Genomic DNA, 17,625 nt, shown 5'->3' with positions numbered 1-17,625 from the left:
AGTTAATTACGATTCAATGGAGAGGCCAGCTAGCTCTGCTAGTTGCCCCTCTAAATTTATTTGTTCCTGTTTTAATTCTTCTAATCTTTCTTTCTCTGAACTGTCACTTGCTAGCTCTGTTATTTCTGTTTTTATGTCGTAGATCTGTTGGCTGAGTTCTGCTTTGGATTGTGTGGTATCGTTATCATCGCCATCGATAAATCGTTGCTTAAAGGACTCTACGAGCAGCCATTGGATTTGGTTCATCTTGAGCTGTTCTGCTAGCTGTTGTTGAGCTTGCTGGCTTTCTAATTGAATTTGCTTTTCTCGTTCATCCAGAATAGATAGCCGGGTTGCTTGATCCTGATATTTTTTGGTTCTAACAATAAAGTCGTTTAACAGCTGTTTGGCCTGGTTGAGTGCTTGAGCAAGTTGTTCACTGTGCTGATTTGAGTCGGTCAGTTTTTCCTTGTACCCCTGATTGTGAGATAAAGCATCTTCTCGCGACAGTGTTTCGCCGTCTTCAATGTTTAGTGAGTTTTTATCAAGTAGTTCCAGATGCTGCTGAAGGATATCAAGCAAGCTTTGAGTGTTGTTTTGGCTGTTTTCTAATTTATCGATAAGCTCCATTCCCTGTTGATAAGTGGTGTTTATTTCTTTTACTTCGCTGTTGAGTTGTTGCTCTGCAGCTTCATCTTCTAGTTGGCATAGATTAAGCAGGCTGTTCAGGCTTTCATTCACATCTCTCAGATGAGTGTGCATCACATCATTAGCTTCGAGCTTTTCTGTTAAAGCATTGGATAAATCTGAAAATAATGAACGAGATTTATCGAGTGTTTTGGTCAGATCTTTATACAGTCTTTCATAGTGTCGCGTCGTTGTTTCTGTGGCCGATTGACTGCTTTCGTCAAGCAGATCCGTTAGCTTTTCGCCAATATTGCGTGTTGTCTGTGACCAGGAGTGAGTGTTCTTAAGTTGGTCATGGTGAGCATTGAGCACTATGTATTGCAATATGATCAGGTTTTGTGTGAGTTCCTGATCCTTGTCCAGAATTTTGATGTTTGCCTCTGGATATTCTTTTGATAAGTAGTCTTCTGCGTTTTGAGCCTGTTTGTGTAACCAGCGGGTGAGCACTTTTTTCTCGTCGACTTTGGCGGGTTTAACCGTTGCTGATTTGGGCTGCTGTTGCTGTAGTTTTTTAATTTGGCGTCTTAGTGAGGTGTTTTTCTTGCGATAGCTCTTGAGTTTTTTGGCATAGAGCACCAAGCCGACAATCATAGCGATAAAAGCCAGTATGAATAGCTCTATAATAATTAAGTAGTAGGGGGCGACAGCGTCCATAGGCACAGCATTTGTTTTCTAGTTGCTAAATTATAGCCAAGCCTGTTCAATCCGCTAAAGTGGTGTCGCTCTTTGTTGCTCGTGATTGATTTTGAGTCATCAAACGACGGTGTTTTTGTCTCAATTGATGCCATTTTGTCCACTACTGAGACACCCTGCCAAAGCGCAATAGACCTTATCATGACCTGTGAGTGGTCTGAGAGGAAACTCAAAAGGAATATGGTACAATCGCCGCAACTTGATATAGAGGCAATCAGCTATGACCAAAGCATTCTTACAACATCTATCTCAACAGATTAATGAATTACATGACACTGGACTATACAAAGACGAACGCATCATTGACTCTCAGCAGCAAGCGGACATTCATGTAACAACTGGTGAAAATGTACTCAATTTTTGTGCAAACAACTATTTAGGATTAGCCAATCACCCCGACCTTATCGAAGCTGGCCGCGTAGGGCTGGAGAAGTGGGGCTATGGTATGGCGTCGGTGCGTTTTATCTGTGGTACTCAAGCCGTTCATAAAACCCTCGAGCAGCGCATTAGCAAATTTTTGGGTATGGAAGATACTATTTTGTATTCTTCTTGCTTTGATGCCAACGGCGGCTTGTTTGAAACCCTGCTAACAGCAGAGGATGCGGTGATTTCTGACGAGTTAAACCATGCCTCAATTATTGATGGTGTGCGTTTGTGTAAGGCTAAACGTTATCGATATCGCAACAATGATATGTCTGATCTGGAAGCGCAACTTAAGCAAGCTGATGCAGATGGCGCTCGCTACAAACTGATTGCGACCGACGGCGTATTTTCGATGGATGGCTATATCGCTGATCTAAAACGAGTATGTGATCTGGCTGACCAATATGGCGCCATGGTGATGGTCGATGACTCTCATGCGGTTGGGTTTATCGGCGAAAATGGCCGCGGTACTCACGAGTACTGTGAAGTCATGGGGCGCGTAGATATCATCACAGGTACTCTGGGCAAGGCCTTAGGCGGCGCTTCTGGTGGTTATACTTCTGCACGCAAAGAAATCGTTGAGTGGTTGCGTCAGCGTTCTCGCCCTTACTTGTTTTCAAATACTTTGGCACCAGTGATTGCTGAGGCGTCTATTAAAGTGCTGGATATGCTGGAAAGTGGCAATGAGTTGCGCGATAAGTTGCGTCAAAATGCTCTGTATTTCCGCGAAAAAATGAGCGCACTCGGGTTTGAATTGTTACCGGGTGAGCATCCTATTATTCCTGTGATGATTGGCGATGCGGCACTGGCCAAGTCCTTTGCTGATAAAATGTTAGAGCAAGGCATTTATGTGGTCGGTTTCTCTTTTCCTGTGGTGCCACGAGGTAAGGCGCGTATTCGAACTCAAATGTCAGCGGCTCATGACATCGAGCATATTGATAGAGCGGTTGCGGCTTTCGAAAAAGTGGGCAAAGAGTTAGGCATTATCGACTAATCGTTAGATTGCTGAGGCGACCAATCGCAAGCCTCAGCTCTGGCCATTGATATTTTCAGGTAGATGTAAATCATGAAAACACTGTCAAAAGCAAAAGCAGAACCCGGTATCTGGATGGTTGATCAACCCAAGCCTGAGCTTGGGCACAATGATGTGATGATCAAAATAAAGAAAACCGCTATCTGCGGCACCGACATGCATATTTTTAATTGGGATGAGTGGTCACAAAATACTATCCCAGTGCCCATGACCGTTGGTCATGAGTTTGTCGGCGAAGTGGTTGAGATCGGACAGGAAGTGAAAGGCTTCACTCTAGGGGATAGAGTGTCTGGTGAAGGGCATATTACGTGTGGCCATTGCCGAAATTGTCGTGCTGGACGACGTCACCTGTGCCGCAACACCTACGGGGTTGGGGTAAACCGTGCTGGCGCTTTTGCGGAGTATCTGGTGATTCCGGCTTCTAATGCCTTTAGAATCCCGGATGACATCAGTGATGAGCTGGCTTCTATTTTCGACCCTTTTGGTAATGCGGTTCATACGGCACTCTCTTTTGACCTCGTTGGCGAAGATGTGCTGATCACTGGCGCGGGCCCTATTGGTATTATGGCGGTTGCTATCTGCCGTCATGTGGGCGCTCGTCATGTGGTGATTACTGATGTGAATGAATATCGACTGGAGCTGGCCCGCAAGATGGGCGCGACTCGAGCGGTTAATGTGGCTAACGAAAAGCTCGATGATGTGATGCAGGATCTGGGGATGACCGAAGGCTTTGATGTAGGCCTGGAAATGTCCGGTGTTCCCTCTGCTTTTCGCGATATGTTGGAGTCCATGAACCACGGCGGCAAGATTGCTATGTTAGGTATTCCACCCAGTGAAACAGGCATCGACTGGAATCAGGTGATTTTTAAAGGGTTGGTTATTAAGGGGATCTACGGGCGCGAAATGTATGAGACCTGGTACAAGATGGTCAGTATGTTGCAGTCAGGCCTGGATATATCACCGATTATTACCCACCAATATGCTATTGATGATTTCCAGAAAGGGTTTGACATCATGGGCTCGGGACAATCAGGCAAAGTGATTCTGAATTGGGAGTCGTAACTTTGAGTGAACTTAAGATTGATTGGCAATGGAAGTCTTTTGAGCAGTTGAGTGGCCTTGAGGTCGCCCAGATCATGCAGTTACGTCAGGATGTGTTTATTCTTGAGCAAAAGTGTTTTTACCCTGATATTGATGGCCACGATCAGGAGGCTTTGCATCTGATGGGGTGGGTCGATCAAACATTAGTGGCGACTCTGAGACTTTTTCCTAGTTATGAAGCTTACGAAGGGCGCTGTTCGGTTGGTCGGGTTTGTACTCACGCTGAATATCGTCGCTTTGGATTGGGCAGGCAGTTAATGTCCGAGGCGATGAATTATCTGGATGAGCATTATCCTGAGCAGCAGACGCAAATAGGTGCTCAGACTTATCTTGAGCGTTTTTACGAAAGTTTTGGGTTCACTCAGTGCTCTGAGCCTTACGACGATGAAGGCATTGAGCATATTCTCATGTTACGGGATGCTCGTTCGAGCCAATAGAGAGGTGTGAGTTTGTTTAAGCGTATTTCGATTAGTGAAGTGCATCAGATGATGGAGCAGGGAGCGATTAATATTGCGGATATTCGTGATGTTAACTCGTTTCAAATGGGGCACATTGAAGGTGCTCAACATGTGACTAACGATAACCTAGGAAACTATATTGAGCAAAGTGATAAATCCCTGCCTCTGGTGGTGGTTTGCTATCATGGCAATTCCAGCCAGCCCGCTGCTCAGTTTTTAGCGGGTCAGGGATTTGATGAAGTTTATAGTATGGATGGTGGCTTTGAAGCCTGGAAGTTGCAGTACCCCAGCGTGTCCTAGGCCCCGTTTATCAATAATGGTTGCCTGTTAAGGCAGCCATTATTGATAAATAAACTTTGTGAATAAAACATCGTCGATAACAGTTTTTCCTGTTTCTTCCTTAAGCAAAGCGGATAACTGCTCTTTAATCTGTTCTCGAATGGCGTCGCGTTTATCGATGCTTTTGATGGTTTCTTCGTCCTGCCGATTCATCACATCAATCAAAGTGTCTTCTATCAGGGGTTTGTGATAATCCAGCAAATCGAGATTATCGACCCCAGTCACCTGAAACTGTACATCGATAGTGATAAAGCCAAGTCGTCTGGCTGGGGGCTTTTGATAGTTGGTGATGACATTCGGGTCCAGATCATAATACATAACCTCAGCTACGGCTTCCTCTGCATAAGTGAAAGACGAGCAGGCCAGTAATAAGGCGGCCATTAATCCGCGAAAAATTGTCTTAATTGAGGTTTTCATCTCTTTTCCCATCTCGATAGTCATACCCTATTTAATAAGTATAGACCTTGGCTGGATTTAAGAGAGATGTGAGAAAGTTTGTTAGAAAATAGGAGTTGCCCATCGACAGAGCAATAGGGATTATTGCTTGTGCATACTGGTTCAATGGGCTCTGGCTACTCGATTACTCATCCAGTAGCTCGAAGTCTTCTTTACCTACACCGCAATCTGGGCAGATCCAGTCATCTGGAACATCGGCCCAACGGGTTCCCGCGGGTATATTGTCTTCTGGCCAGCCTTCAGCTTCGTCATAAATCAGGCCGCAGACAAGGCATTGCCATTTTTGATAAGGTACATCACTCATGAAATCATTCTCTTAATTACAATCGAGTGCGAACCTTAACATGACGTTGGTAGTTATTTCGAGATACAATCGCAGTAATTTTTGGGAGTTTGAACTCAATTGAATAGTTGTAAAAGATTTTATGTCACGTCATGATTGGCTTACTGAGCCTGGCTCACTTACTGCTTTGATGGAGCATGAATGTGGAGCTCCAATTCAGGTGAAATTGTGCCGCCAGAGAATGGCCTCAGTACAAAGACGCGAGCGCGAATGGTTAGACTTACCTGCGCGCGAATGGGCGTTGATTAGAGAGGTCGAATTGATGAATCCCGCGGGCCACAGATGGGTCTGGGCCAGAACGGTTGTTCCACTTTCAACCTTAAAAGGAGCCGCTGGACGATTGCGTTTATTAAAAGAGCAACCGCTAGGACCTACTCTATTTAATCGACTGAACGCTGTTCGGGTAGCTATGAATCTTGAGGTGACTCAATACAACCCTGTAAAACAAGAAGAGGCTAACCAGCGGTTATGGCAACGGCGGTCACTGTTCAATATGCCATCAGGTCAGCTTCTCGTATCTGAAATCTTCTTGCCGGATAATCCTGTGTATGAATAAAGCGCTAGCAAGTCTGGAAAAAGTTTCGCAACAAATGGCATTAATATGGAACCGCTTCTGGAGTTTGTTGTGGTTACCTTTTGAGCGTATTTATAAGCGTAGTCTGCCAAAAAAGACGCGCCATAAGTTAGCGCTGTATGCGCAACTTATGCGTATGGATAGACCCATTGGCACTTATTTATTGTTGTGGCCAACCTTATGGGCTCTGTGGCTGGCGTCAGCGGGTTTTCCGGAGGCAAAGCTGCTGATTATTTTTGCTTGTGGCGTGTTTTTAATGCGTTCAGCAGGATGCGTGATTAATGATTATGCCGATAGAAATATCGATGCTCATGTTAAGCGTACTGAAAACAGACCATTGGCAAGGCGAGACATATCAGAAAAAGAAGCCCTTATATTATTTGTGGTATTGGTATCTATCGCTTTTGTTCTGGTACTGTTTCTTAATCCGTTTACTATCTATTTGTCTTTTGCCGCCGTAGCTCTGGCGGCCACTTACCCTTTTATGAAGCGCTACACCTATTTCCCTCAGGTTGTACTTGGTGCGGCTTTCGCGTGGTCTATTCCCATGGCATTTGCTGCCGTTAATCAGGAGATTGCAGCAGAAGCCTGGCTTTTATACATTGCGACCTTGCTGTGGGTGCTGGCTTACGATACTTTATATGGGATGGTGGATCGTAAATATGACCTGAAGATTGGCGTCAAATCCACCGCTATATTATTTGGTGACGCCGATTTGGCCATCACAGCTATTATTCAGGCTTTTTTCCTGTTTGGTATGTTGCTGATTGGTCATCGCTTTGAAATGGGGTGGCCTTATTATCTCGGTTGGGGGGTAGCCACCGGGTTGATCGCCTATCAGTTCTGGATTGCACGTAAGCGTAAACCAGAGCAGTGTTTTAAAGCGTTTTTAAACAATAACTACGTGGGAATGGCTTTATTTATTGGCATTGCTTTTAGTTTATAGCCGTTTCCACTCACCGTTGTGGAGATAGAATGAAACGAGTAGCCATATCCTTGATATGTCTGATGAGCTCATCCCTTGTATTGGCTGATTTTTCATCGGCGATCAAAGCATATTCAAAAGAACAATATAAAGATGCTTTTGGGGAGTTTTCTCAGTTAGCTGAGCTAGGGGAAAGACGTTCTCAGCTGAATGTTGGAATTATGTACTTTCACGGTGAAGGAACGACGAAAGACTTACTGAAATCTTATGCTTGGGCGCGATTAGCGGTTGAGCAAAAAGGTTCCAAAGAACAAGATAAGCACATGCTAAATGCTATTGAGGCAGAGCTTGGTAACAAAAGAAAGGCAGCCATCGCTTATTACAAAGAGTTGGCTAAGTCTTATTCGCAAAAAGCGTTAAAGAGCCAACTCTATCCTGATATTGATAACAATAGTTATTTATTGCAGGTCGCTCACATGATTGAGCCTGAATATCCTTCTCGAGCAAAAGAGTCGAATATCTCTGGCAAGGTCAAAGTGCGTTTTGATTTGGATCGTAAGGGTAATGTACGTAACTTTAGGTTATTGGAATCAGCACCCAGAAAAACTTTTGACGAATCGGTCATTGAGTCTTTTCCAAAGTGGCGTTTCAAGCCTTATAAGAATGCAAACGGCGAACCTGTTTATAGCTACGACCATGAGTTTACGGTCCACTTTGGCAATGGCTCACAACCATCGTCAGGTAACTTAAGTTATGGTCGCATTGAAAAACGTGCAAAAAAGGGTGATGCCAAGTCTCAGTTAAAATATGGCCGCTATCATAAAGCGAATACGTATCCCGATGTAAAAGTTAATCCGACTGAGTGGTTCTTTAAGGCTGCAGTATTAGGCAATGCTGATGCGCAGTATGAATTAGGTCGTAGTTTATTGTGGGGTGTTGGTTGTAAAGTTGATGTGGCAAAAGGCATGCGTTGGTTAGAGCTTGCAGCTCAACAGCAAGTACCAGAGGCCCATGAGTTATTAGCTGCTTTATGGACCAACGAAGAAACTCGTCAGATGCACCTACAAGCTTATTCAAGTTTGAGTAGCGTGGGCAAGCTTTCGCTGCATGGTCAACTACGTATGGCTCGTCTGTTGGCAATTTCGCCTTATGAAGGTGTGTCTAATCCTTCACAAGCCATCGATATGTTAGAAGACATCAGTGATGATAACTTTCTTGGCAATGTCACTATCAATGAGTTGATTGCATTGGCCTGGGCGCGACAAAATGATTTTTCTGAAGCGGTAGACTTTCAGGAAGATGCATTAGAAGCTGCTATTGAGATGGGAATGAATACTCAGGATATTCAGTTACTGCTCGAACGATATCGTCAGGTAGCTGAGTAAGCATCAAACAAGTTACAGAGTAAGTATAAAAAAGGATGGCTTAGCCATCCTTTTTTTTGCTCCGACTTTTTATTCTTTGTCGGTTTGCCATCGTTCTAATGACCAACGAGCAGCTTTCGATAAGCTTTCTTGTGACGCTATGGTCAGCAAGCTCATAATCAGCTGAGTGAGATTCGTAAGTTGATCATTAATAACCAGTTCGTTCTGCTCATTATTCTCTATTAATTCACCCTGCTTTAATTCAGATACAATCTGTTGGAAAATCTTTTTGTCAAAAGACTCCGGTGAATAAATATTGTAAAGAGCCGCTAGACGTTGAGTCAGTTTTTGACTTTGTGTTTCTAGCTGTGCTCGACTGATAGGAGCGCGACCTGCATGAACTGATAGCAAGGTTAAGGTCACACCATAGCGTTCTAAAGTTCCATTGAGTGTAGAAGCCAATAGCATGAGCTGTGAGTAGGATTCGCTATGAAAGTCTGGTCGTTGAACTGTGTCGCCATCAATAGACAGAAGAGAGAGCTCTGCCATTGCCGACAGATGAGAATCAATGACAGCATCCAGCTCATCAATAGAATGCTTAATGGTGAGTTCGCGCTTTAGAAGCGGATAAATCATTTTGCAGGCATTGACCAGCTCTGTTCGACTTAAGCTTTCATTGTTGCGGAAGTTGATAGCAATCAAGGATGAGATAGCAAACAGATGCAGTATGTTATTTCTATAGTAAGTGAGCAGTACTGCGTTTTTCTCATCGAGTTGGCACAGATTACCCAAAGGATTATCAAACTCATAGAGCGTTTCTAGAGAGGCTGCCTGTTTGAATAAGGTTTCTGCTGAATCTTCTGGAATGTAAGTATCAGCATCATAGGGGCTTTTGCGTAGTAAGGATAAGTACAGTTCGACCTGACTTAACAGTTCTTGCTTGCCCATGGTATGACGTTGTGTCGACAGCAAGATCAAACTGATGATATTGACAGGATTTACAACGGCACAATTGTTGATGCGGTTCATCACCATATCACTAAGTTGTGTGACATGCTGGTTAAGCCAGGAGGGTTTATCATCACCGATATCACGCCAATCGGGTTGGTGTTGATCAAGATAACCTTCTAATGAGACAGGCTCTCCAAAACTGACATAAACCTGTCCGAAGCGTTGCTTAAGTTGTTTTCTAACTTTCAACAACTGCCCCATGGATTCTTTTTTCTTTTGCTTACCGCGCATTTCGCTGATATAGCTTTTGCCTTCCATCATGCGTTCATAACCTACATAGGTAGGGATAAGCATAATGGGTTTTTTACATCCACGTAACGCACTTTGCACAGTCATAGACAGCATGCCTGTTTTGGGCTGTAGTAATCGACCTGTGCGACTGCGTCCACCTTCAGGGTAAAACTCTACGGGATAACCGCGATCAAATAACAAACGAAGGTATTCATTAAATACGGTGGTGTAGAGTTTGTTGCCGCGAAAACTACGACGAATGTAAAAAGCGCCTGCACGTCGTAAAACTCCACCAACTGGCCAAAAGTTCAAATTAATGCCAGCTGCAATATGTGGTGGTACTAAACCTTGATGGTAAAGAGTATAGGATATCAGCAAGTAATCTATATGACTGCGGTGGCAAGGCATGTAAACCAGTTCGTATTCGCTGGCCAGATCACGCACGCGGGATGCGTTTTGAACTTTGATACCGTTATAAAGCTTGTTCCAGATCCCACCGAGCAAAGTGCTTAAAAATAAGATCATTCGATAAGAATAACTGGCAGCTATTTCGTCGGCATATTTATAAGCGGTTTTTTGTGCTTTGGCATAACTGATATTGCGCGACTTCTGTTCTTTCTTAATGGCTTCGATCACTTGATCATTGGCCATCAAACTGGTGAGCATCTGCTTGCGATTGGCAACCAGTGGACCCATGGCAGCGGTCCATTGTCGATGAAAGTAAACGCGTAATACACGGCTGACTTTTCTTGCCAGGGCTTCATAGTTCGATTGCTGTTTAATCAGATTCAATTGCAGTGGACGGCCAAATCGAATAAAGCTGTTTCTGCCCTGAAATAATAGGATAAAAAACTTTCGAATCGGTGTGGCACTCTCGGTATCGGTAAAAAACAGACGGAACCAGGATTTTTCTTTGCCTGGATTTCTGCCCCAATAAATGGAGACTGGCACCAGTTGTGTATCGGTATCGTTTTCGAAATGTTGTTCTAAAATGGACTCTAATTTCTTACGATATTTTTTTATGGTGGTAGGGCGGCGACCAAAAATTTGTTTGTGTTCAATAAAAAACACACCGCCGTTAGGGATCTTGTCTGCTTTAGAAGAAAGGTATTGGGGCTCTGGTAGCCCAAGACGTTTACACTCTTGAGCCAGCATGGCAAAGCTGCTGCTGGAGCGAGTACGTAACACGTAATAAATGGGTTTGCTGAGATCGATTTCTAGCTCCTTTACTGGCGCTTCGGGAATCGATTTAATTCTAACTAAAGCTCTTAAGGGAACTTTAACCAGATTATGATAGAGCTTACTCAGTCCTAACATAGAGATATTCCTTAGTATTACACAAGAACTTCTAATGGGTAGCCATGACTCAAAAAGTCTTTTGGGCTGGCAGTATAGCCGTAGGCCCCAGATTGATAAATAACGACCAGATCGCCTATCTCGGCAACCGGTAGTGACATCTTGTTGGCTAATAAATCTAATGGTGTGCAAAGTGGACCAACAACGTTGACTACTTCGTGATCCGTGGCATTCATTTTATTGCCAATGGCCGTAGGGTAATTTTTGCGAATAACCTGACCAAAATTACCGGAGGCAGAAAGGTGATGATTGAGTCCACCATTGACGATTAAAAACTTTTCTCCACGGGATTCTTTGATATCGGTGACTTCACAAACATAAATGCCTGCTTCTCCAACCAGATAGCGTCCTAACTCTAATACAATTTCGGTGTTAGCAAAGTCTGCCTGGTATTGAGCTAATAACTGCTTTAAGTTGTCGATAACCGGTGCCAGATCGAGTGGCGATTCTCCGGGAAAATAAGGAATGCCAAATCCACCACCGATGTTGAGGCGGGTAAATTCTATCTGACTTTTTTCTTTTAATGATTGGGCCAAACGGAAGATATTGTCGTGGGCATTAATCAGCGCTTCGGCTTTTAAATTTTGTGAGCCAGTAAAAATATGCAAACCCATAAAATTAAGTTGAGCTGTTTTGATGCGCGCTATCACATCCGGGACTCGCTCAGCATCGATACCAAACTGCTGAGCTCCACCACCCATTTTCATGCCTGACGCTTTGAGTTCAAAGTCGGGGTTAACACGAACGGCGACATTGGCGGGTAGCTGGTGTTGCTTGCTCAATTCAATAACACGTTCTAACTCTGTTTCTGATTCCAGGTTAATGGTGCAGCCAGAGGCCAAAGCCATTTGCAGTTCTTTGTGACTTTTAGCTGGGCCGGCAAAACTAATATGATTGGCAGGAATGCTGGAATCTAATGCTGTGATTAGCTCTTTGCCAGAAGCGACATCTAAGCCATCCACATGATGGCTGATAAAATCGACCAGTGCGGGCATGGGATTGGATTTGATCGCGTAGTGAATGTGAACCTGTTGCGGTAATTGTGAACGTAAAGAGGTTACTCGCTCAGCAATCAGGTTTCTGTCATAAGCATAGAATGGTGTTTGCCCGACGCGCAGTGCAAGTTGTCGAATCGGTTGCTGGTTAATAAGCAGCTGACCGTCTCGAGTGGCAAACTGGTCCATAGGAGCGTGTTTAGGCGCTGGCTTCATGCGTCGCTATCCTGAAAAAATGTCAAATACTGTTGTTTAAGTTGCTTACGGTCGATTTTTCCATTGGGATTTTTGGGCAACTCGGGCAATTCGATGACTGCCTTGGGATGCATAAAGTTAGGCAGTTGTTTTGCGCAATGTCGAAGCAATGCTTGTTGTTCCCATGCTTCTGCTGCTTTGGGTTTCACTATCAGTGTGACCGCTTCTCCCCATTGCTGATGGGGGATTCCGATGGCGGCTACTTCTGCTACCTCTGGGTGCTGGTAAGCAATTTCTTCTACCTCTGTTGGACTGATGCGATAACCAGACGATTTGATCATGTCGTCTTTGCGGCCCACAAAGTATAGATAGCCTTCGGTGTCTTTCACAACGGTGTCGCCCGACCATACCACGTACTCGGGAATTTGTATCTCGCCAGACGCAGTATAAGGGCGAAAGCGCTCAGCGGTTTTTTCGGCGGCATTCCAATACCCAAGGCTTACATGAGGGCCACGATGAACGAGTTCGCCTGGCTCATCCACCGCACAGGGGGTTCCATCTTCTCTTAACACCATAATTTCTGCGTTCGGTATGGCTTTTCCAATAGACGTTGGACGCTGTTCAAGCTGTTTGGGTTCCAAATAAGTGCTACGAAATGCTTCTGTCAGCCCGTACATCAGGTAGGGCGTTGTGGTTGGTAACTGGGTTTGTAGCTTTTTCAGCACGGCTTCGGGCATCGCACCACCACTGTTGGTCCAGTAGCGGAGGTGATGTTTGGCTTCTTCTGGCCATTCTAATTCTGCCAGTAGTACCCAAAGAGGAGGCACTGCCGCAAGTGCGGTTGCTTGATAGGTCGCCACGGCTTTGACGACATCTCTGGGGAGCAGGTAGTCTAATAAAATAACGCTGGCACCGACAAAAAAAGCGGTCGTTATCTGGCTTAAACCATAGTCGAAGCTCAGAGGCAAAACGGCCAGTAGCCGATCATTTTTATCATTGCACAGATACTGCGACACACTGTCGGCACCGGCTAATAAATTACGGTGGGATAAAACAACTCCTTTGGGAGAGCCAGTGCTACCGGATGTATAGAGTATGGCCGCCATGTCGTTTGGCGTTAACGTTGAGGGGCTGGTCGATGTCTTTTGAAGAAATTGTGACCAGCCAAGGCTCAGGGCATCGTCTAGATCGTCATCACCGTCAACAAGTATCACTTTTTCTAACGTAGTGGGTGCTTGTATCTGCGAGCTCATCTGTTGCCAACGTTGGCGAGAGGTCACCAGAAACTGCGCTCCAGAGTCACTTAAAATGTGTTCCACCTGTGCGGCTTTAAGCTGAGGGTTTACCGGAATAAACACGCCACCCGCTTTGCTGCAACCGAACATTGCACTCACGGTTTCTGGCTGCTTGGGGAGGTAAATGGCCACTCGGCCTGCCCGTTGCAAATTCAGCTGCGAAAACCCGCTGGCAACTGCGTCCACCTCTTGTGCTAACTCACCGTAAGTGATTTCGCGTTGTTTAAAATACAGGGCTGGCCGTGATAATTGGCTGGCTTCAACGCAAAGTAATTGATGTAACAATTCGCTCATGGTTGGGATAGGTCATGTGTAAAGTGAAAGAGGATAAATGGACTCGATGGTAACTTGTTGAAAAAACGATTGTTTAAATAAGTCATGCTGGCTTATTCTAGCACGACTCATGGCTGGCGTCAGCCGCAAACTTATTGGCCCAAAGAACCACTGTTTATGCGTTTTGTGTTTTTTATCATCATTGTCTTGATCTCTTACGGCTCGTTATTCCCGTTTGAGTTTACTGGACGTGATTTATCTCAGTTTGATTGGGCTACGTGGCTGGCTACCTGGGATCACCACACGACTCGAGGGGATATTTTGGGCAATATCCTGTTATTTATTCCTTTTGGTTTGTTTGGCACTTTGTCTTATCACTCTGAGTACAAAAGGTATCGCTGGGCCTGGAGTGCGGCACTGTTGTTATTTGGTTTTGCCTTTGCTTTAACCTTGCAAATGATTCAAGTGTATTTGCCAAGTCGAGTGGCTGCGGTTGGCGATGTTTGGTTTAACATGGCCGGGTTGTTATTGGGCATGTTGGTGGCGCGTTTGATTTTGAGTAGCACACTGGCACGTTGGTTTGAGCATGATCAGTTGTTAGTCCATGTCTCTGTTCCTCTAATGATCTGCTTTTGCTGGTTAGGATACCTGCTGTTTCCCTTTATACCTTCGTTTGATTGGGGGCAGATGAAAGACAGTGTGAAGCCTTTGTTTATGTGGCAGCGATTGAGTTGGTTTGCTGTGTTGGATGGATTGGTTGCCTGGTGTATTTTTTGGTTGTTATTAAAACAAGTGTTGCCCGGCTTTAGCCGTTTTTATCATCGCTGGCTGATTTTCTTTGTTATTTCTCTGCTTGAAGTAGCGATCGTACGTAATGTTATGTCACTGTCTAGCATCATTGCCGCCGGGGTTTCGATATCACTGATGATGTGGGTTGAGCGGTTATCATGGCGTTCTTTGACAGTGGTTGTATTTGGCTGGCTATTTGTACGTGGGTTGCATCCTTTCACGCTCAATCACAGTCGTTATAGTTTTTCATGGGTTCCTTTTTCTGGCTTTTTACGTGGCTCTATGTGGTACAACAGCTATGTACTATTTGAGAAGTTGTTCTTCTTTGGCGCGGCTTATTACTTTTTAAACCAATGGCTTAGCCATAAAGTAAAAACAATCCTCTGTCTGGGTGGCTGCCTGTTACTGGTTGAAGTCATGCAAATGTGGGTGGGGAATCACTACCCAGAAATTACCGATCCTTTGCTTGCCTTATTATTTGCTGTTGGCTTGGCGCATCTTGAGTTTAATAGCCAACATCTTGCCCGTTATTCAAACAATGTCACATCGGTGTAAAATTTAACCACTATTCTGACTAAGAGCTTTTTGGGTTGGAGAAGGTGTTATGGTTGTAGCATTTGAAGATATCGATGGGGATGCGTCGAGACTTTCTGAAAACCGTCGGGATACCGGTCATCATCAGGTGGCATACAAAGCCTTATTAAAAAATCTTAACGGACAAGAAGACCCTTTTAAACGTCGTCAGACTCTGGATCTATGGCTGCGTAATCATCATTATTCTTTATGGCAGGGAGAGCAGTGGGAACAGGCTGTGTCTTGTGAGTCACATCTGGATACTCTGGATTGGCGGCAAGAATATATGAGCGTGGTGCGTCAGGCTCTAATTAATGGATTCTTCTATTCGGATGCTTTCCAGCAGCGGCTTTATAATACTTATGTCGAGCCGGGACGCATTGGTGCTGACGAAATCGAGTGGTTGAATTTGCATGCCCGTGAGCATTTGGCCAAGCCACAGAGTGGCTATAAAGCTTTGTGGGTTTGTCTGATTACTCTGTTGTCGTTAACGCCCGCTGCTGCGGCAATGATATGGATCTAACGTTGCTTGATATACAGAGTCAGTTGGTTGGCTTGAGTTTGTTGATGCTCTGATTCGAAGTTGACGTCGGGTTTTTCTGGTTTGAGCAGTTGCGATACCGCTGCTAATTGTTGTGACGAAACCTTATTATTGGAATCCAGCGTCAGCTGTACTTGGCAAATGGACTGCTTGCAGTGAACACCTGAGAATGTGATGCCCTGAGTTGAAAGTGTGTTTTGATTCGGAGCGGATAAAAGCTTACTGGAGATCTCTTGCTCTTTGGAAAGCGCCCAGTGTGACTCTTGGACTTCTTGCTCATAGATGGCTGCGAGGGCGGATGTTTGAGGCGTTACTTTTTGATGGGGCTCAGGTTTTTTGTCGCCTTGTGCACTGTCTGCTGGTGCAAAGTAAGGTTTCAGTAAAATACCGGTAACAGCAGCGGCAACCAAAATAATAGCAATGTGTTTCATGAGTTTCGTTTGTAAGATGCTTTCCTTTTGTCCTTTATTATACGCTGAGTCTAATGAGCATGCACGAGCGTTAGTCAGTTTCGTGCACTTATCGTCGAAAAGTAATTGTTGTTGTCACAGATAGTCGCGAAAGCTATTTGCGCTTCGTTTTTTCAACCCTTATGCTAGCGGCACTTTTAGCGTTAGTAAGGCAAGGGTAATGGTAAGACGGGTAAGTGTGTGTTTGGCTTTGATATTTTGTGGTGTGCTATGGGCGGCAGAAAAACCCAAAAATATTATTCTCATGGTCGGCGATGGTATGGGGCCTGCCCATATTAAGGCCTATCGTATCTTTAAGGACAATTCATCAACACACCCAATCGAGAACACTGTTTTTGATTCTATTCTGCTGGGTTCTTTGGCAACCGATCCTGCGCCCTGGAAAGCCTCTAAAGATAAAACCACTGTGTCACCCAATGTGAGTGAGGGTGGCGTACAGGTGACTGATTCTGCGGCGTCTGCGACGGCCTATAGCGCTGGTCATAAAACTTATAATGGTGCAATTGCCGTCGATGTTCGCCAGAAAAAACTCACCACAGTGTTAGAAGTCGCTAAATCGAAGGGCATGAGAACTGGCTTGGTCGCTACATCACAAATTGTTCACGCCACACCTGCCGCGTTTATTGCTCACGTTAACAGCCGCAAATCCTACAACCAGATTGCTGACTACTTTGTTGATAACCAGTATGGTTCAAAGCCTGTCATTGATGTCTTTTTGGGTGGCGGCTGGAAATATTTTAAGCGTGAAGATAGAGATTTGGTTACAGAGTTAAAAGCTTTTGGCTTTGATATTGCGCGTAACAAAAAAGAACTGACAAGCAGTGGCAACAAGGTGGCCGGGCTCTTTGCTGATGATGCATTGCCTGCAGTATTAGAACGCGAAGCCTCTCAGCCTGATTTAGCTGAAATGACAGCGGCAGCCGTGCAGCGGTTAAATAATGATAATGGCTTCTTCTTGATGGTTGAAGGCAGCCAAATTGACTGGGCCAGTCACGATAATGATATTAATGGCACCGTGCATGAAATGGATGAGTTCGCCAAAGCAGTCGAAGTCGCCTTACAGTTTGCGCAAAAAGATAAGAACACTCTGGTTTTAGTCACCGCGGATCATGAGACTGGCGGGTTATCTATTGGTGGCCGTTTTGAAAATGATGACCGATACGCTTTTAATACATCAGTATTACGAAAAATGAAAAAGCCTTTGTATCGCTATGCCGAACAGCTGGTTGAGGGAGCCGAACTTAAAGAGCTTCTAAAACCTCTGGGGGTTGTGTTAACACCGTCAGAAGAAGGTGCCTGGTTGCGAGTTGATAAGAAAAATGGTGAAAAAGTGTATGCTTTTCTTAAGCGCGTGATTAATCGTGTGACCCATAGCGGCTGGACAACTCATGGACATACAGGCGTTGATGTATATATTTATGGAATGGGGCCTGGTAGTGCGATGTTTCGCGGCCATCATCATAACACTTTTGTTGGTCAGCAAATTAGAGATTGGCTAACAAGCAAAACAGGAGAGTGACT

Annotated in this window: 17 protein-coding genes; 10 read left to right on the top strand and 7 right to left on the bottom strand. The window is 44.7% G+C overall.

Features of this window, described 5'->3' with window-relative positions:
• Positions 1-6: 6 nt before the first annotated feature.
• Positions 7-1,320 carry a hypothetical protein gene (locus NH399_RS09510; protein WP_253039468.1) on the bottom strand — a complete coding sequence of 438 codons (1,314 nt, stop codon included), beginning with the start codon at positions 1,318-1,320 and terminating at the stop codon, positions 7-9.
• Between the two features lie 259 nt (positions 1,321-1,579).
• Here NH399_RS09510 and NH399_RS09505 point away from each other — a divergent pair, with 259 nt between their 5' ends.
• From NH399_RS09505 to glpE, 4 genes are all read left to right on the top strand, one after another.
• Positions 1,580-2,776: a glycine C-acetyltransferase gene (locus tag NH399_RS09505; RefSeq protein ID WP_253039466.1), complete on the top strand. Its 1,197-nt coding sequence runs from the start codon at positions 1,580-1,582 to the stop codon at positions 2,774-2,776.
• Between the two features lie 72 nt (positions 2,777-2,848).
• Positions 2,849-3,877, top strand: coding sequence for an L-threonine 3-dehydrogenase (gene tdh, locus NH399_RS09500; RefSeq protein ID WP_253039464.1), 1,029 nt, complete (start codon positions 2,849-2,851; stop codon positions 3,875-3,877).
• A 2-nt stretch (positions 3,878-3,879) separates the two neighbouring features.
• Positions 3,880-4,353 carry a GNAT family N-acetyltransferase gene (locus NH399_RS09495; protein WP_253039462.1) on the top strand — a complete coding sequence of 158 codons (474 nt, stop codon included), beginning with the start codon at positions 3,880-3,882 and terminating at the stop codon, positions 4,351-4,353.
• Positions 4,354-4,359: 6 nt separating this feature from the next.
• Positions 4,360-4,674: a thiosulfate sulfurtransferase GlpE gene (glpE, locus tag NH399_RS09490; protein WP_253039460.1), complete on the top strand. Its 315-nt coding sequence runs from the start codon at positions 4,360-4,362 to the stop codon at positions 4,672-4,674.
• A gap of 39 nt (positions 4,675-4,713) precedes the next feature.
• Here the strand turns inward: glpE and NH399_RS09485 are convergent, their stop codons facing one another.
• Both NH399_RS09485 and NH399_RS09480 read right to left on the bottom strand, forming a co-directional pair.
• Positions 4,714-5,130, bottom strand: coding sequence for a flagellar basal body-associated FliL family protein (locus tag NH399_RS09485; RefSeq protein ID WP_253039451.1), 417 nt, complete (start codon positions 5,128-5,130; stop codon positions 4,714-4,716).
• A 163-nt stretch (positions 5,131-5,293) separates the two neighbouring features.
• The gene (locus NH399_RS09480) at positions 5,294-5,473 is read right to left on the bottom strand and encodes a rubredoxin (protein ID WP_253039449.1); all 180 of its coding nucleotides are present in this window, start codon (positions 5,471-5,473) and stop codon (positions 5,294-5,296) included.
• A gap of 121 nt (positions 5,474-5,594) precedes the next feature.
• Here NH399_RS09480 and NH399_RS09475 point away from each other — a divergent pair, with 121 nt between their 5' ends.
• The 3 genes from NH399_RS09475 to NH399_RS09465 are packed head-to-tail and all read left to right on the top strand — an operon-like array spanning position 5,595 to position 8,396.
• The gene (locus NH399_RS09475) at positions 5,595-6,068 is read left to right on the top strand and encodes a chorismate lyase (protein WP_253039447.1); all 474 of its coding nucleotides are present in this window, start codon (positions 5,595-5,597) and stop codon (positions 6,066-6,068) included.
• Complete coding sequence (gene ubiA / locus NH399_RS09470; protein WP_256489436.1) at positions 6,061-7,032, top strand: 4-hydroxybenzoate octaprenyltransferase; 972 nt, start codon at positions 6,061-6,063, stop codon at positions 7,030-7,032. The genes NH399_RS09475 and ubiA overlap by 8 nt, the downstream gene beginning before the upstream one ends.
• Positions 7,033-7,061: 29 nt before the next feature.
• Positions 7,062-8,396, top strand: a complete 1,335-nt coding sequence (locus NH399_RS09465; RefSeq protein ID WP_253039445.1) for a TonB family protein — start codon at positions 7,062-7,064, stop codon at positions 8,394-8,396.
• Between the two features lie 69 nt (positions 8,397-8,465).
• Here the strand turns inward: NH399_RS09465 and plsB are convergent, their stop codons facing one another.
• Genes plsB through NH399_RS09450 form a run of 3 tightly spaced genes read right to left on the bottom strand, consistent with a single transcriptional unit; the run spans position 8,466 to position 13,752 of the window.
• Positions 8,466-10,934, bottom strand: coding sequence for a glycerol-3-phosphate 1-O-acyltransferase PlsB (gene plsB, locus NH399_RS09460; RefSeq protein WP_253039443.1), 2,469 nt, complete (start codon positions 10,932-10,934; stop codon positions 8,466-8,468).
• 17 nt (positions 10,935-10,951) lie between these two features.
• Positions 10,952-12,184: a pyridoxal-dependent decarboxylase, exosortase A system-associated gene (locus NH399_RS09455; RefSeq protein WP_253039442.1), complete on the bottom strand. Its 1,233-nt coding sequence runs from the start codon at positions 12,182-12,184 to the stop codon at positions 10,952-10,954.
• Positions 12,181-13,752 carry an acyl-CoA ligase (AMP-forming), exosortase A system-associated gene (locus NH399_RS09450; RefSeq protein ID WP_253039441.1) on the bottom strand — a complete coding sequence of 524 codons (1,572 nt, stop codon included), beginning with the start codon at positions 13,750-13,752 and terminating at the stop codon, positions 12,181-12,183. Before NH399_RS09450 ends, NH399_RS09455 begins: the two co-directional genes overlap by 4 nt.
• 84 nt (positions 13,753-13,836) lie before the next feature.
• Here NH399_RS09450 and NH399_RS09445 point away from each other — a divergent pair, with 84 nt between their 5' ends.
• Together NH399_RS09445 and NH399_RS09440 are read left to right on the top strand one after the other, a co-directional pair.
• Positions 13,837-15,075, top strand: a complete 1,239-nt coding sequence (locus NH399_RS09445; RefSeq protein ID WP_253039439.1) for a VanZ family protein — start codon at positions 13,837-13,839, stop codon at positions 15,073-15,075.
• A gap of 49 nt (positions 15,076-15,124) precedes the next feature.
• On the top strand, positions 15,125-15,616 hold the full coding sequence (locus NH399_RS09440; protein WP_253039437.1) for a hypothetical protein: 492 nt from the start codon (positions 15,125-15,127) through the stop codon (positions 15,614-15,616).
• Here the strand turns inward: NH399_RS09440 and NH399_RS09435 are convergent.
• The gene (locus NH399_RS09435) at positions 15,613-16,065 is read right to left on the bottom strand and encodes a hypothetical protein (protein WP_253039435.1); all 453 of its coding nucleotides are present in this window, start codon (positions 16,063-16,065) and stop codon (positions 15,613-15,615) included. The two genes, NH399_RS09440 and NH399_RS09435, sit on opposite strands and share 4 nt — an antisense overlap.
• A 199-nt stretch (positions 16,066-16,264) precedes the next feature.
• On the opposite strand from NH399_RS09435, the gene NH399_RS09430 reads away from it, so the two are divergent.
• On the top strand, positions 16,265-17,623 hold the full coding sequence (locus tag NH399_RS09430) for an alkaline phosphatase (protein ID WP_253039433.1): 1,359 nt from the start codon (positions 16,265-16,267) through the stop codon (positions 17,621-17,623).
• The last annotated feature ends 2 nt before the right edge of the window (positions 17,624-17,625 follow it).

It is taken from the genome of Pleionea sp. CnH1-48, from assembly GCF_024124665.1.
Classification (GTDB): Bacteria; Pseudomonadota; Gammaproteobacteria; order Enterobacterales; family Kangiellaceae; genus JAMXSB01.
This window is presented reverse-complemented; position numbering and strand designations above follow the sequence as displayed.